General features: G+C 51.9%; 13 protein-coding genes. All 13 read right to left on the minus strand.

The genetic code is table 11. The features are described from left to right. Positions 1-270 precede the first annotated feature (270 nt). The 13 genes from FYJ84_RS08550 to FYJ84_RS08610 all read right to left on the minus strand — a co-directional run bounded on the left by FYJ84_RS08550 (position 271) and on the right by FYJ84_RS08610 (position 15,360). Positions 271-1,023 (minus strand): hypothetical protein, encoded by a 753-nt coding sequence (locus FYJ84_RS08550; protein WP_154407185.1) that lies wholly within the window; start codon positions 1,021-1,023, stop codon positions 271-273. Next, positions 1,024-1,974, minus strand: coding sequence for a helix-turn-helix domain-containing protein (locus tag FYJ84_RS08555; RefSeq protein WP_154407186.1), 951 nt, complete (start codon positions 1,972-1,974; stop codon positions 1,024-1,026). Between the two features lie 191 nt (positions 1,975-2,165). Further along, positions 2,166-3,413 carry a bifunctional phosphopantothenoylcysteine decarboxylase/phosphopantothenate--cysteine ligase CoaBC gene (coaBC, locus tag FYJ84_RS08560; RefSeq protein WP_154407187.1) on the minus strand — a complete coding sequence of 416 codons (1,248 nt, stop codon included), beginning with the start codon at positions 3,411-3,413 and terminating at the stop codon, positions 2,166-2,168. 27 nt (positions 3,414-3,440) lie between these two features. After that, on the minus strand, positions 3,441-3,665 hold the full coding sequence (gene rpoZ / locus FYJ84_RS08565) for a DNA-directed RNA polymerase subunit omega (protein ID WP_439714483.1): 225 nt from the start codon (positions 3,663-3,665) through the stop codon (positions 3,441-3,443). Continuing rightward, positions 3,665-4,282, minus strand: a complete 618-nt coding sequence (gene gmk, locus FYJ84_RS08570) for a guanylate kinase (protein WP_277008124.1) — start codon at positions 4,280-4,282, stop codon at positions 3,665-3,667. The genes rpoZ and gmk overlap by 1 nt, the downstream gene beginning before the upstream one ends. Before the next feature lie 2 nt (positions 4,283-4,284). Further along, complete coding sequence (gene remA, locus FYJ84_RS08575; protein WP_154407188.1) at positions 4,285-4,530, minus strand: extracellular matrix/biofilm regulator RemA; 246 nt, start codon at positions 4,528-4,530, stop codon at positions 4,285-4,287. 99 nt (positions 4,531-4,629) lie between these two features. Beyond that, positions 4,630-5,508 carry a YicC/YloC family endoribonuclease gene (locus tag FYJ84_RS08580; RefSeq protein ID WP_235901407.1) on the minus strand — a complete coding sequence of 293 codons (879 nt, stop codon included), beginning with the start codon at positions 5,506-5,508 and terminating at the stop codon, positions 4,630-4,632. A 75-nt stretch (positions 5,509-5,583) separates the two neighbouring features. Beyond that, positions 5,584-6,432: a diaminopimelate epimerase gene (gene dapF, locus FYJ84_RS08585; protein ID WP_154407189.1), complete on the minus strand. Its 849-nt coding sequence runs from the start codon at positions 6,430-6,432 to the stop codon at positions 5,584-5,586. A 113-nt stretch (positions 6,433-6,545) separates the two neighbouring features. Further along, positions 6,546-10,256 (minus strand): dynamin family protein, encoded by a 3,711-nt coding sequence (locus FYJ84_RS08590; protein ID WP_154407190.1) that lies wholly within the window; start codon positions 10,254-10,256, stop codon positions 6,546-6,548. A 90-nt stretch (positions 10,257-10,346) separates the two neighbouring features. Then, positions 10,347-12,821, minus strand: a complete 2,475-nt coding sequence (gene priA / locus FYJ84_RS08595) for a replication restart helicase PriA (RefSeq protein WP_154407191.1) — start codon at positions 12,819-12,821, stop codon at positions 10,347-10,349. Positions 12,822-12,868: 47 nt separating this feature from the next. Further along, entirely contained in the window at positions 12,869-13,357 is a 489-nt protein-coding gene (locus tag FYJ84_RS08600) for a prolyl-tRNA synthetase associated domain-containing protein (protein ID WP_205764164.1), read from the minus strand. Between the two features lie 19 nt (positions 13,358-13,376). Beyond that, a complete protein-coding gene (gene cobO / locus FYJ84_RS08605) occupies positions 13,377-13,970 on the minus strand; it encodes a cob(I)yrinic acid a,c-diamide adenosyltransferase (protein ID WP_268878713.1) in 594 nt (197 codons plus the stop codon). 28 nt (positions 13,971-13,998) lie between these two features. Continuing rightward, positions 13,999-15,360 carry an MATE family efflux transporter gene (locus FYJ84_RS08610; protein ID WP_205764165.1) on the minus strand — a complete coding sequence of 454 codons (1,362 nt, stop codon included), beginning with the start codon at positions 15,358-15,360 and terminating at the stop codon, positions 13,999-14,001. Between the last annotated feature and the right edge of the window lie 4 nt (positions 15,361-15,364).

The following is a 15,364-nucleotide window of genomic DNA, read 5'->3' on the forward strand; positions in this document are numbered from 1 at the left end:
AGCAAAATAATATCAAAAGCAACATTTCCATCCCTTCTGCCAAAGCTACCGCCCTAGTGTCATTGCGTTCAATATTCCAAACATCTTCCCACACATACATTATATCAAAAAAGACAAAAAACATCATTCACTTTGTTTCAATTTTGCCATAAAAAGAACCTACTGCCATGAGGATGTTCAAAAACTAAATGTACAGATGAATATCCGATATTGCAAATACTCGCATTACACCATCCCCTGAAATTGAAACACAAACCTATGATAGTTTTCTTACAAATAAATCTCCTTCAGCAACTCCACGCCCCTCTCTCTATCAAAAGGCATTCCCATCTGAAAAAGTCTTACTTCCGATTCATCTATTGCGCTGATTTCCTCAATGTATCTACGAATGCTGACTTTCACCAGTCCTTCTGATTCTACTTTTGTTCCTGATGTGACAATCTGCAGCAAGCGAAATACATCGTATTTATGCTTCCTTAAATCTTTTTCATTGACATGCTCGCCAGCTCTTTTTCTATCTAACAGGTTAATCCAAGCATACATTTTAAATGGAATCAAATGCTCTGCTCCCAAAACACCAATACCATCAGCCACTTTGCGTCCAGACATCATAAATTCATAGAAATCATCATTCAGAAGAATTGCTGATAAACTGGAAGTATCATCATCAATATGAATCGGAATGATTCCTTCTTTTATTTCAAGATGATATCCAGGCTTTCTTGAAAACAGCTCAATCATAGTTGGATAGCCAAATTTGCCTTCTGTGAAGCGATAAAAGTGCATATTTTCTCCGTTCTTCCAACCGCATTTATAACCGCCTTCTTCTATGTATTCCCAAAATATAGTTGCAAATTCCGGGAAATTATCTTCCATAATCAGAATAATATCAATATCTTTTGTCGCACGAAATGGCAAATCTGCCTCTGAGAGTAAAATATCGCAGGCAGTTCCGCCAATAATAGTGTAATAATCAGTATAATTTTTAAATTTTTCTCTAAAGGAATCTATTCCTGGTATCATTTATAATTCCTCCAACATTTCCTCAATGCTTACTTCTATTCTTTCGTCTTCGTTATCTTGAAAAGTGCATGCAAGTGAAACAGGATCTACACGCCCTTCCCTTGCAAAATAAAAAGGATTGTATTTCCATAATTGCACCTTCAGGCAAGCATCCGGGTTCTCAGATCTGGCATCCACAATTTCCAACCGGTTTACAACTTCCTCTCCCTTGTAGATTGCACATTCCTTTATGCTTGGTGGATTCAATTCTGACTGCTGACTAAGAGCAGTTTCACCTGCGGTAAATGATTCAAAGATTACTTCACATCGTCTAATTGTAATCACTTTCTGAACAGGATTAATCAAATATGTTTTTGCATTCTCATAATACTCTTTGCGTGGATAATTTCTCCTAATAGCAATCTCTGTTCCAGATTTAACCTGCTGGATTAGCCCCATTGCCTCTAATTGTGCCGATGCTCTTGTAATGGACGTCTTGGCAAGATTCAATTTGTTTGCAACTTCACTTTTTAACATTGAGTCTTCATCGCCCATATATAAAAGTTCCAAAAAAACCATCTGAGTTGCGGGCATCATCTTATCTGCCTTAGCATACTGATTGTGACGCACGTCCTGCAATATAATTCCCATAAATGGCAAGAATATATTTCCCGGCAGAGCAACAAAGGGCACACCTCTTTTTACAAGAGCATTTCTCATGGATATGCTGTTTAACGCTACTGCATATGCTACAGAGCACTGCAAAGCTTCCTCATACTTTGCTTTCTGCTTTTTCATTGCGGCAATGCTTAGCTCCGTTTCCTTCATAACATCTATTATGGCAAAGCTAACGCCATACATTTCAACCAATATAATATCACGCATTGTCATGAAGATCGGCAACGGTAATTTATTCTTGTATTCTGCTATTTTTACTTTGCAGCCAAAATACTGCTCTAGTTGCTTTTTCATATAGCATCTCCTTGTAACATTTTTTCTGTATAATAACATATCTTATGTTACTTTTCAATTATTTATGTTATTTCTAAGTCAATATTTTATTATTTCTCATACACAAAAACAGAGCCGCAGCTTTTCAGCAAAACGGCTCCATCTTTATAATGCAAATAAAATTGAATAAAATTAAGACTAAATAAACGCTGTTACATTCTCAGCTTCATTACCCTGTCAAGAATAATATACGCCAGCTCCTTCTTGCTCATCAGCGGCAGTTCTTCAATAGAACCGTCACGCTTCAGAAGCTTGATGAGGTTGGTGTCCACGTTAAAGCCTGCCTGGGGCTTTGATACATCATTGGCTACAATCATGTCAAGGTTCTTCTTTTCCAGCTTGCCCTTGGCATATTGCAGGAGGTTCTGGGTTTCTGCCGCAAAGCCCACCAATGTCTGATGGGGCTGCTTCATCTCCCCCAGTTCCTTCAGGATATCCGGGTTCTTTTCCAGCACCAGGGTAAGCTCCGCATCATTTTTCTTGATTTTCTGGTCGGAGACATTTTTTACGCGATAGTCAGCCACTGCCGCCGCCTTGATGACTATGTCGCAGGCAGGAAATCTCTCCTGCACCAGCTGGCGCATTTCCCGGGCGGACTCCACGCCGAAAAACTCCACCCCGGCTGGCGGCTGCAAGGCCGATGGCCCGGAAATCAGCGTAACCTCCGCTCCCAGTCTGGCAGCAGCCTCGGCAATGGCATAGCCCATCTTGCCGCTGGAACGGTTGCCGATATAGCGCACCGGGTCAATAGGCTCACGGGTACCGGCAGCTGTCACCAAAAGCTTCAGCCCCTGCATGGTATTGCCCATGGTGCTATCCATAGTGTTGCCATCAGCACTTTCCACGCTGCCACCTTCCCCGGCAAAATAATTTTCCAGCACTTCTACCAGCTCCGAAGGTTCCGGCATCCTGCCGATGCCGCTGGTGCCGCAGGCCAGATGGCCGCTGGCAGGCGGTATCAGCTGCCAGCCCCGCTGCTGCAGGGTGGTGATATTCCGCTGGGTGACAGGATTTTCATACATGTTGCTGTTCATGGCAGGGGCGAAGAAAATCGGCGCCCTTGTGGCCAGAACCGTGGTGGTAAGCATATCATCAGCTATGCCAGCTGCCGCCTTGGCAAGCACATTGGCCGTAGCCGGGGCGATCAGCACCACATCAGCCAAGGTTGCCAATGCTATATGCTCCACATCATAATTATGTATCTCCCCCCACATGGAGGTAATGACGGGATTGCCGCTGATTTCCCGCATAGCAGTTTCCGTCACGAAGTTCTGGGCGCCCCTGGTGAGGATAACGTGCACCTCAGCCCCCTTCTTGCGGAGGCGGCTGGCAAGATCCACGCACTTATAGGCGGCGATACCGCCGGTAACGCCCAGAACGATTTTTTTCCCATTCAACATATTGTTTCTACCCCAAATTACAGAGATTTACTTGATGCCGCTGGTTAAACGCTTGTAGGTAATCTTGCCCTCGTAGATTTCTTCCATGGCATTGGTTACATCACGGGTAGAGGTACGCTTGGCAGTGACAGGATGGCTTTTGTCCATGATGTCACGGGCACGCTTGGCAGCCAAAGTTACAAGCGTATAGCGGCTGTCCACCAGCGGTGTCAGCTGGTCCAGGTTAGGGGTTACGATGTTCATCTTACTCATTATGCATTCTCCTTCCACTGCTGCAAGCCTGCCAGAAGCTCCTCATTCAGGTCAGTGCGGTGATGCTCCGCCTCAATGATGCCGGCAATGGCCTTTTCAGCAGCCTCTACCTTGTCATTAACCACCACATAACGATAATTATGGGCAATTTTTATCTCGTCTACAGCCGCGCCAAGACGCCGCTGCAGGCTTTCCTCTGTCTCAGTGCCCCTGCCTTTCAGGCGGTTTGCCAGCTCCTCCAGGGATGGAGGCAGCAGGAAAATAAACAGTCCCTCCGGCACAGCCTTCATGACATTCAGGGCTCCCTGGGTATCAATCTCCAGCAGGATATCCTCACCGGCATTCAGCCTGTCCAGCACCTTCTGCTTCGGCGTACCGTAATAATTGCCGTAGACCTCCGCCCATTCCAGAAGCTCCCCGGCATCAATCATCTGCCGGAACTTTTCCTTGTCATAGAAATAATAATTTACGCCATCCTGCTCCCCCGGCCTGGGCTGCCGGGTGGTAGCGGAAATGGAGTAGGAAATCTCCGGGTGGTTTTTTCTCAAAAGGTCGCATACCGTACCCTTGCCGGTGCCGGACGGCCCGGAAATCAAAATCAACAAACCCTTGCGCACAGCTAGTCCTCCTCTACAATGCGATGGGACATGGTATCAGGCTGCACTGCCGAAAGCACCACATGCCCGCTGTCCATAATTACCACTGCCCTGGTACGCCTTCCATAAGTGGCATCTATCAGCTGAAAGCGGTCCCGGGCATCCTGAATAATCCTCTTGATAGGCGCAGATTCAGGACTTACTATGGCAACCACGCGGTTTGCCGATACCACATTGCCAAAGCCTATATTAATCAGCTTGATATCCAACGATAGCCACAACTCCCTTCAACTGCCAATGTCAGGCTCTCGAATCTCAACTATCAGCCTGCAGCCATTGATTATCAGCTTTCAGCCTGCATCCAGTATTTACTCAATATTCTGAATCTGCTCCCTGATTTTCTCAATCTCGCTCTTGACATCCACCACAAAGCGGGCGGCACCGGCAGAATTTGCCTTGGAAGCCACGGTGTTAATCTCCCGGTTCATTTCCTGAATGAGAAAATCCAGCTTGCGCCCTATAGGCTCATCCATGCCCATAATACTGCGGAACTGGTCAAAATGGCTGTGCAGCCGGACAGTTTCCTCCGTATAGTTCACCTTGTCAGTGAACAGGGCAGTTTCCTGAATAATCCTGCTCTCATCGATATCCTCTTTGGCCAGGTATTCCTCCAGCAGCTTTTCCAGCCTCTGGCGGTAGCTTGCCACAATCTCCGGGGCCAGCTTTTCCAGCTCTGCCACGAAGCCCTCCAGCACATCAATCCGTGCCAGCAAATCAGCCCTGATATTCTCACCCTCAGCAGTACGCATGGCCACCAGGTTGCCAAGCGCCTCCTCAAAGGCCGCCAGCAAAACAGGCTCTGCACCAGCCAAATCCACATTTTCCTCGGTGATTTTCAGCACATCAGGATAGCTGGCAATCTGGGCAGCCCCGGGACGTCCCCCCAGCCCCAGCCGGTCATTAATCTCATCCAGTGCCTTGCCGTAGGCATCCACCAGCCCCATGTCCACGCTGATGGTCACAGCCTTGTCCCTCAGGTCCTGAAAGCGCACATTGATATCCAGCTTCCCCCGGGAAAGATACTCCTTAATCTTTTTCGTCAGCTGGTTTTCAAACATATTCAGGCTGTAGGGCATGTGAAAATTCGTCTCCAGATACCGCTGGTTCACGGTTTTCAGCTCCACATGCACCTTGAAATCCTGATTTTCACAGTCCCCGGCACCAAAGCCGGTCATACTCTTTATCATGAATAAATCCTCTTTTATCTTTTAACCCACAATTTAGCCCATATATTATAGCACTAAATAAAAGCCATGACAACATTAATCCTGTAAAGGATATGTGCCGCTGAATACCTGCAGGGCAGGGCCTGTCATGTAGAGATGATTGTCCTGCTCATTCCATTCAATGACCAGCCTGCCCCCATCCAGCTGCACTTCCGCCCGGCGGTCAGCCAGTCCGTTCAGCACAGCCGCTGTCAGGGTAGCGCAGGAGCCGGTACCGCAGGCCAGGGTAACAGCCGCCCCCCGCTCCCAGACGCGCATCCTGAGATGCTGGTGGTCCATGACCTGCACAAACTCGGTATTGGTCTTGCGAGGGAATTTTTCATGGGTTTCAAAAAATCTGCCCAGCTCATAGATAGGGAAATTCTCCGCATCCTCCACAAAGACCACGCAGTGAGGATTGCCCATGGATACGCAGGTCATCTTAAATGTCTTGCCCTGCACCTGGATTTCCTCGTTGATTACCCTGTTCATGCCATAGCCAGCCACAGGAATCTTATCCCCTTCCAGCACCGGCTCTCCCATATCCACCTCAATCATGGAAATATTGCCATTTTCCTTGATGATTTTCGGCACCAGAATGCCTGCGCCAGTCTCAACCGTAAAGGCATCCCCGGTCACATGGCCTGCCTCATAGACATAACGGGCAAAGCAGCGGATGCCGTTGCCGCACATCTCCGCCTCGCTGCCGTCCGCGTTGATAATCCTCATGCGGATATCCGCCTTGTCCGATGGCAGTACCAGCAAAATGCCGTCCGCACCAATGCCATAATGCCGGTCGCAGATTTCCTGTGCCGCAGCTACATAAGGCTCCTCTGACCTGTTCATGCAGTCAATCAGCACAAAATCGTTGCCTGTGCCCTGCCATTTGGTAAACTCAAAACTCATCTTTCCTACACTCCTCACCAATCCAAAAGATTTAACAAATATCAATCGTGTTGAATATCAATATCAATATAAACACCCATCAGCATTACTGCGGCAATCCCGCCTTTTCATCACTAGGCCTGCTTCTCCAATTCAGCCAGGATTTCCTCCAGCACCTCTGCCGGGACGCCACCCTCAAGCGCTGCCAGATCAGCCTCGTAATTTGCCTGCAAAATACGCTCAAAGCGTTCCTTCACCCTGGCAAAAACCTGCTCCGTGCCCTCATGGAGGCTGGACAGCAGCCTCTCCTGCTGCTCATGCAGATATTCATCCGCCAGCCTGTCAAAAATCTTCTCCAGGGCCGCTTCCATCTCCCTGGTGCCCCCCTGCTCGAAAAAGCTCTTGGGATTTTTATAGATGGACAATGGCTCTCTAAAAATTTTCCTATCTATATCCTTGAAAGCAGTTTCATACTCCATACCGCATTCGTAGGCAAAATCCCGCTGGGAAATAGGCAGCTCGCTGTTGATTTCCAGAAGCTTGCTGTTGACCTGCTGCTGCAGCTGCCACGCCTGCCTGCTGATAAACTGCTCCATGCGCAGCGTGGTAGCACGAAGCTCCTGTGCCAGGTCAAAGCCCAGGCTTTCCATGAGCTGCCCCAGGGCCTCCTGCAACTTGCCGCCGGCGTTGTCCTTGCCCTTTAGCAGGGCCGGGTTAAAGGACTCCCGATAAAAATCAGTATACCGCAAAAATACCCTTTGCTTGACATAATACACCAATTCCCTGGCTTCCTGCTGCTGGCGGTTCTGCATATCCATACTGGTCAGCCCTGCCAGAAGCCTGTCAGCCTTCGCCTTGAAGTCCGCCAGTTGCAAACGCCGCTGTTCCTTCTCAGCCCTGTCGCTGCTGTTAAGCCGTATCAGCTCCTTTACCCTCTCCACCGCCAGCAGGTACTCACCCCGGGCGGCATTGACTGCAATGCCCGTAAGCTCCTCCAGCACAAAGCGGTAAAAAGCATCCTCAAAGGCAAAGCCTGTATTCTTGCCGGACATTTTCTCCTTCAGTATCTGCTGGCTGGACAGGCCGAACATCTGCGGCTTCCTGACGCCGTATTTCTTCAGCTGGTCAGCCACATAGCCGATTACTCCCTCTGCTTCCCCTGCATCCTCCGCCAAATCAATGGCATTGACAATGAAGAACATCTTGTCCAGGGCAAAGGCGTCCTTGACACGCCCCAGCTGAATGAGAAATTCCCTGTCCGCCCTGCTGAAAGCATGGTTGTAATAGGTCACGAACAGCACCACATCCGACTGCCGGATATAATTAAAGGACATATTGGTATGACGGGCATTGATGGAATCAGCCCCCGGCGTGTCCACCAGGGTAATGCCCAGCCTGGTAAACGGGCAGTCATAGTAAACTGCCAGCCAGTCCACAAAGCAGGACTTATCCTCCTGTGCCGCATAGACGCCAAAATCAGCCAGCTGCCTGGTCAGCTGCTGCCCAAGTTTTCCAGCTGCCTCCTGCCAGCCGGAGATAAAGGCACGCAAAAAGGCCTTTTCCCGCTGGCGGCTGCCGGACTTGTCCTCCAAAGCGTTTTCCACCATGGCCAGCGCCTCCTGCAAGGTGGCAGCCGACTGGTGAAATGCCGACAACGCCCTGTTCACATCTGCCAGCAGCATGGATTCATCCTTCAGCTTGACCACAACCGTGCCATGAGGATGCTCATCATCCACAGGGCATATCTTATTGATAGCTGCCGTTGTAGGGTTTGGCGATACAGGCAGCAACGCCTCCCCCAAAAGGGCATTGGCAAAAGAGGACTTGCCTGCGCTGAAGGCACCGAAAAGCGTCACCATGAAGCCCCTGCCCTCCAGGCGGTCAGCCCGTTCCGCCAGCTCTGCGGCAAGCTGCTTCAGTACCGGGATGCGGCCTGTCAGCTGACTCCCCTTGCGAAGCTTCTCCGCCCAGCTATGAAGCAATGCCTTGCCGCCCTTTTCCTGATGAATATGGGCGATACCTGCTGCCTCTCCGGAATCATCCTGGCTCTCCGGCTTGCCTGCAACCCCTTCACTGGCGTTACGCTCCATATCCCTGGCTATATCCATAGCCATAGCAGCACCAGCACTGTCATCAGCCTTACCATCCTCTGCACAGGACTTGACAGGGCTGCCATCCATCGGCGGCACAATTTCCTCATCCAGCTGCCGCGGCAGGAAAAGGGAATCCCCCTCCGGCGGCATGGAGTCAGCTGCTGCCACCTGCTCCAGCACCTTCGCCAGCTCCTTCTGTGCCCTTTCAGCCTCATCAGCTGCCGACCAGGCCTTGTGGTAGCGTTCCATAGCTGCCAGCTGGCTGTGGATTTCCTGGCAGCGCAGCTTTCGCCTTTCTGCCAGTTTTTCCTGCAATTTTTCCTTGAAAGCAAGGGCAAAGCGCCTGGCCACATGCTTGGTGCCCTCGGCAAAATTCGCCGTATAATTCATCACATAGCTACCGTCCTGAGTCAGCTTTGCCCCGGAGCGCATGGCCTCCGTCAGAAGCTCCTCCGGCGGCAGGATGGCCATGCCCTGCACATAGCCTGACAGCTGTTCATTATCCACATGCTGCTGCCGGGCAAAATCCGTGAAATATGTCTTGATATGCCATTCCAGCTGGGTGCGTGCCTTTTCCGCCGCATCCTCAAAAAAGGCTTTCCTGCGCCTCTCAAGCTCCGCCAAAGTCTTTTTGCCCCTGCCGAAAAAGCCCACCTTGAAATCAGGCTGGCAGGCTTCCAGATAATCCCTGGCCAGATCGCGGGTGGAGGTAGGCATCAGGTAGGCGTTGGCGAGAATCTTCTCCACACCTGCATCAAACTCCGCCTCCCAATCCGTCAGCAGCCCGTCCCTTTCTGCCGACAGCCGCCGATAGTCATCCCTCATCTGCTGCAGCCTTTCAGCAGACAGACCTGACAGTATCTCCCTGCTGCCAGCTAGCAGGTTCTCCCTCTCCTGGCCGTATTCCTGCCTGTATTCCGCCAGCACCTTGTTCAGGGAAGCAGCCACCGACTCAGCCAAAAGCTCATGGCGTGACGCAAGCTTCTCATCAAGCAGCTGCTTCAGGGCAGGAAACTGATTGCGGGGATGCTCCGGGTATTTCAGGGATGTATAAAAAAAGCCTGCCGGCCTTACGCCCCAGCTGTGAAAGGCCTTTTCCACCCCCTTGCAGAACGCCTCAAAGGAAAGCTCCGTCTCCACATGCTTATCAATCTGGTTGACAATCAGGTACACCGTCTTGCCTGCCTGAGTCAAATCCCTGGTAAAGGACAAGTTCAGCTCCGCCTGCACGTGGTTATAATCCATCACGTAGAGGATGATATCCGCCAGGTGCAGTGCCGCCTCCGTAGCCGCCCTGTGGGCATCATCCGCCGAATCAATGCCCGGCGTGTCCATGATAACCACCTGGGGCGGCAAATCCAGCTGACTACGGCACAGCTCAATCTCCGCAATGGAATCACCATCACGGCAGAAGCTTCTCAGCAAGTCATAATCATAAGGCGCCAAATATTTCCTGGGCTTTTCCCTGTGAAAGAACACCCTGGCATAGTCCTCCCCGCCCTTGCCCCTGTGCACCCTTACCAGGTTGGCACTGGTAGGAATAGGGCTGGAAGGCAGGAGGCTTTCCCCCAGCAGGCTGTTAATCATCCGGGACTTGCCGGCAGAAAAATGACCGGCAAAGGCAATGCCGTATTCCCCTGCGGCCAGCTTTTCCGCCAAGTCCCGTACCCTGTTCATATTGTGCTGATGGCCCCGCTGCGCAAAGAAATTGTACGCAGCTGCCAGCCTGCAGCGTAAGACCTCGTTTTGCATAAGCTATCTATCCTTTACCTGACATTATCTGACATTTACACATACCTGGCAATTGCCCCCACGACATCCATATAACGGCTAAAAAATAAGCTACGAAGTGGCAAGGGGATCAATATCCACCATCACCCTCATGTCCTGGCCTGCTCCCTGCCGCCGGAGGAAGCACAGGACGCTTTCAATATCCCCGGTCTTCAGCAGCAGGGCATAGCGGTAAACGCCCCGCAGCCAGGACATCATGGCAGGTGCCGGGCCCACTGCCTGCTGCAGGGGATTGCCCCGGAACTCCTGCACAAAAGCGTCCCTCATGGCTGTTGCCATGCGCCTTGCCTCCGACTCGTTCTCATGCTGGAAAACCAGCTTGATGAGCCTGCTGAAGGGCGGATTGAATAATGTCTTTCTCAGCTTCATTTCCTCCCGGAAAAATGCCTCGTAATCCTGGTCAATGCCGGTTCTGACTGCAAAATGCTCCGGGCTGTAGCACTGCACCACCACCCGTCCCGGTACCTCGCCCCTCCCGGCCCGGCCTGCCGTCTGGGTAATCAGCATAAACACCCGCTCCGCCGCCCGGAAATCCGGCATATTAAGGGTTGAATCCGCACTGAGGATGCCCACTGCCGTCACATTGGGAATATCATGCCCCTTGGCCACCATCTGGGTGCCCAGCAAAATATCAAATTCCCTTTTGCGGAACTTGTCCAGTATCTCCGTGTGGGCAAACTTGCCGGCAGTGGTATCCCTGTCCATGCGGATAATCCGTGCCTCAGGCACCAGCTCCGCCAGCTCCTGCTCCAGCTTTTCCGTGCCGGAGCCAAAATACTTGATATAGGGGCTGCCGCACTTGGGGCAGACATCCGGCACAGGCACCTGTATATCGCAGTGATGGCACAGGAGCCGCCCGTCCCGGTGATACACCAGCGGCATGGTGCACTGGGGGCATTTTACCGGCTCGCCGCAGGAACGGCACATGACAAAGGTAGCAAAGCCCCGCCTGTTCAGCATGAGGATAATCTGCTCATGCCTGGCCAGCGTATCGGCAATCAAATTCTGCAACGGCAGAGAAATCACGCTGCGCCGCCCCATCCTCAGCTCCTGCCGCATATCCGCACTGACCACCTTAGGCAGGCAGCGGCTGCCGATGCGCTTCGGCATGTAAAGAAGCCCATAGTCCCCCCTCACCGCATGGTAGTAGGTCTCCAAAGATGGGGTGGCACTGCCCAGGAGCAGTACAGCACCGTACAGCTCCGCCAGCTTCTGTGCCACCACCCTGGCATGATACCTGGGAGACTCATCCTGCTTGTAGGAATTGTCCTGCTCCTCATCCATGATGATCAGCCCCATATCCTCAAGAGGCGTAAACAGGGCGGAACGGGCCCCGATGACAATGCCTGCCTGGCCGGTGCGCACCCTCATGATAGCATCATTTCTTTCATTGATGGAGAGGCGGCTGTGCATCACCACGATATCCCCGGCAAAGTACCCCTTGAATGACTGCACTACCTGGCCGGTCAGGGCAATTTCCGGCACCAGCACTGCCACGCTCCTGCCCATGTTCCTTGCCTGACGAGCCGCTTCAATATACACCTGGGTCTTGCCGCTGCCGGTGACGCCATATAAAAGGAAGGTACGGTATTCCCGGATTTTCAGCTGGGTGCCCAGGGCTGAAACCGCCTTTTGCTGGTCAGCTGTCAGCTCCTGCACCATGCCGCCTGCCGCAAAATCACGGTAGCTGTCACGCAGCACCCGCCGCTGGCGGATTGCGCCGAAGCCGGACTCCGCCACTCCCTTGACAACCTCCCGGGAAAATCCCTCAGACAAAAGCTCCTTGATGGATATGTCAGGCGGCTCCCCGGCCGCAGCCTGCCTGTCAGCCAGCCACAGCAAAAGCCGCTTCTGGGCCTTTTTCCGCTTATCGAACTGTTCAATAGCCTCGGCGGTCAGCCCATCGCCCACGGCCAGATAGCTCTCATAGCTTTCCTTTGCCCGCTGACTGGCGGCATATACCCGGCGTACCAGCTTGTACTTCAAGAGCCCTTCCAGAATCTTGCCCAGCTGGGCTGCCGCCTCCGGCATATCATCCGCTTCCAGCTGCTGCCCCAGCTCCTTTTCCTTGGCGGAACCGGCTGCCAAAAGAGCCTCATAGACCTGGCGGTACACATCCACCATCAGCAGCATATTGTCCCCCATATCAGGCACAGCCTCATACTTCAGCTGGATTTTCAGCCCGCTTTTCCCCGGCATAAAAAGCCGCATCATCTCTCCCACAGAGCACAGATAAAAATCAGCCAGCCATTTGGCAGCCTCAATCATCCTGGGGGAAAACCAAGGCTCCTCATCCACCGCCGCCTTGATGTATTTCAGCTTTTCCACGGGATAGGCATCTTTCATCTCCCGGTATCTTTCCACCGGGCAGACCTTCACCACAAATCCCTCAATATCCCGGCCGCCAAAGGGCACCAGCACACGCCAGCCTGCCCCCAGCCTGCCCAGCTTCGCCGGTATCCTGTAGCTGAAGGAGCTGGCTATGCTCTTGACAGGAATATTTATATACACATCAGCAATCTGCATATCATCACATCTCAAAGAAAGAATAACTGGTTAAATAAATGGGTAAATTACAGCTCCACCACCTGGGCCTCATTGCCATGACGGCGTATCATGGTCAGCAGGTCCTCCGTCTTCATCCAGATTGTAGCCGTATTTTCATTAGGATGGATGCCGATAATGCCGCTGCCCTGCACAAATTCCTCATCCAAAAACAGCTTGACGTTGCATTCCTCGTTATTTAGAAGTCCCAGGGGCGATACGGAACCCGGCAGCACATCCAGCATTTCCTTCAAATCCTCCGCCGAGGCAAAGCTCAGGCGCCTGGTCCCCTGGGCTTTCTTAAACTCCTTCAGCTGCACCCTTTTCGGCCCGCAGACCGTAATCAGGTAATAATTCTGTTTCTTGTCATCCCGGACAAAGAGGTTCTTTGCCTCCCGGTCCGGATAAGGCATCTCCATGTTAAGTGCCTCCTCCATGGTGAAAGCCGCCTCATGCTCAGTAACCTCGTGCCAGATTTCCTGCTTATCTACAAAATCAAAAATTTCCTGCTTGTTCACAAATCTTATCTCCCATTTTTTAAAATTCAATGCCCTGCTGTGCCTTTATGCCCTGCTGGTACGGATGCTTCACCAGCTTCATCTCCGTTACCAGGTCAGCACGCTCAATCAGCTCAAGCCGCGCATCCCTGCCTGTCAGGAGCACATGCAGCTTTTCCGGCTTCTTGTCCAGAAGTGCCAGCACATCATCAAGGGAAATCAGGCCGAACTTCACGGCATAATTAATCTCGTCAAAGATAATCAGGTCATACTGACCGGACACCATCATCCGTTCTGACTCCTGCAAGGCCTTTGCCGCCGCCCTGATATGCTTTTCCCTGTCCTCGTCACTGCGCATCAGGCCGAGCCCCAGCGGCCTAATTTCAATCCTGCCATCCAGCTGCCCCAGCCGTTCAATGGCTTCCAGCTCGCCGTATTTCCAGCCCCCCTTAATAAACTGCAAAATCAGCACCCGGAGGCCGCTGCCCCATGCCCTTAGGGCCAGTCCCAGCCCTGCCGTAGTCTTGCCCTTGCCGTCGCCGGTATGCACCAGAATCAATCCTTTTGTTTCCATATTTTCTGCACTCCTTTTATAAAAATCATCTGTGCATTGCCTGCATACATTTCCCTGCAGCCTTAAATTTCAAGCCTGCATCCTTATATTATTTCCCAACGGCTGGCAGCATAGAACGTTCCAGCTTGTTGAAAACGTAAAAATACGCTCCGATAATCAGCAAAATCGTAAATACCCAGCTGATGGGGTACACCGCCATCAGCACGCTGAAAACCGGCTCCGCCGCAAAAATCGTATAGATATAGATTACCCGGAAGACGCACACCCCCAGAAAGCAGGCCGCTGCCGGATAAAGGGAATGTCCCACTCCCCGCATGCCGCCGGAACAGGTCTCGATGACCACATTCATAAATTCAAAGGTCAGGATATAGCGTATGCGCAGCACCGCATACTCGATAACCTCTGCATCTGCCGTGTAGATGGCTGCCAAAAAAGGTGCCAGCAGGGACATCAGCAGGCAGATGCTGCCGGTAATGACGAAATTCATCCCTACGCACCAGCGCATAATCTGACGGCAGCGCCGGATATTCCCCGCCCCAAAATTCTGTCCCACAAAGGTGGTAGCCGCCTGGGAAAAGGCGGACAGAATGAAAAAGGCGGCAAATTCAAAGTTCAGGGCAATAGCCGAGGCGGCGATATACTCCGCCCCCAGATTGTTAATGGCAATCTGAATAATGATGTTGGAAAAGGAAAAGACCATGCCCTGCAAGCCTGCCGGCAGGCCAATCCTGGCAATATACGCCAGCACACTTACATCAATGGCCAGCTTGCGCAGCTGCAGCTGCATCGGCCCTTCCTCCTGATGCAGCCAGTACACAATCAGGCAGGCACTGCAGGTAGTGGCAATCACCGTAGCGATAGCGACTCCCTCCACCCCCATATGCAAGGCCAGCACGAAGAAAAGATTCAGGCTGACATTGATACAGCCTGATGCCAGCATGGCGTACAAAGGCCGCCTGGTATCCCCCTTGCTGCGCAGCAGGGCGGCCCCAAAGTTGTACAGCAAAAGGGTAGGAACTCCTGCCATCAGAATTTGCAGGTACAGCTCGGCGGCATCCAGTATCTCCGGCGGCGTATCAATCAAGAGCAAAATATCCCGCCCGAAAGTGACACCGAAAACCGCCAGAAAGATGCCGCACAAAACTGCCACCAGCATGGAGGTATGCACCGCTTTTTTCAGGCGCAGGTAAGTCCTTGCCCCCAGAAAATTGGCACAGGCCACATTGGCGCCAATGGACAGCCCCACCATCAGGTTCAGCATCAGGTTGATTACTATGCCATTGGCCCCTACGGCAGCCAAAGCCTCCTTGCCCACAAACTGCCCCACAATGGCCACATCGGCAGCATTAAAAAGCTGCTGCATGATGCTTGTCATGGCAAGGGGAATGGCAAATTTCAGCACCTTGTCCCAAATAGAGCCCTCCAGCATGTTTATTTCCAGCTTAGCCACCAAA

This window comes from Anaerovibrio slackiae, from assembly GCF_009695585.1.
In the GTDB taxonomy this organism is placed as follows: domain Bacteria; phylum Bacillota; class Negativicutes; order Selenomonadales; family Selenomonadaceae; genus Anaerovibrio; species Anaerovibrio slackiae.

Coding starts and splice junctions, on each gene's coding strand:
- FYJ84_RS08550 (WP_154407185.1), bottom strand. CDS start 1,023: ATGATACCAGGAATAGATTCCTTTAGAGAAAAATTTAAAAATTATACT.
- FYJ84_RS08555 (WP_154407186.1), bottom strand. CDS start 1,974: ATGAAAAAGCAACTAGAGCAGTATTTTGGCTGCAAAGTAAAAATAGCA.
- coaBC (WP_154407187.1), bottom strand. CDS start 3,413: ATGTTGAATGGGAAAAAAATCGTTCTGGGCGTTACCGGCGGTATCGCC.
- rpoZ (WP_439714483.1), bottom strand. CDS start 3,665: ATGAGTAAGATGAACATCGTAACCCCTAACCTGGACCAGCTGACACCG.
- FYJ84_RS08580 (WP_235901407.1), bottom strand. CDS start 5,508: ATGATAAAGAGTATGACCGGCTTTGGTGCCGGGGACTGTGAAAATCAG.
- dapF (WP_154407189.1), bottom strand. CDS start 6,432: ATGAGTTTTGAGTTTACCAAATGGCAGGGCACAGGCAACGATTTTGTG.
- FYJ84_RS08590 (WP_154407190.1), bottom strand. CDS start 10,256: ATGCAAAACGAGGTCTTACGCTGCAGGCTGGCAGCTGCGTACAATTTC.
- priA (WP_154407191.1), bottom strand. CDS start 12,821: ATGCAGATTGCTGATGTGTATATAAATATTCCTGTCAAGAGCATAGCC.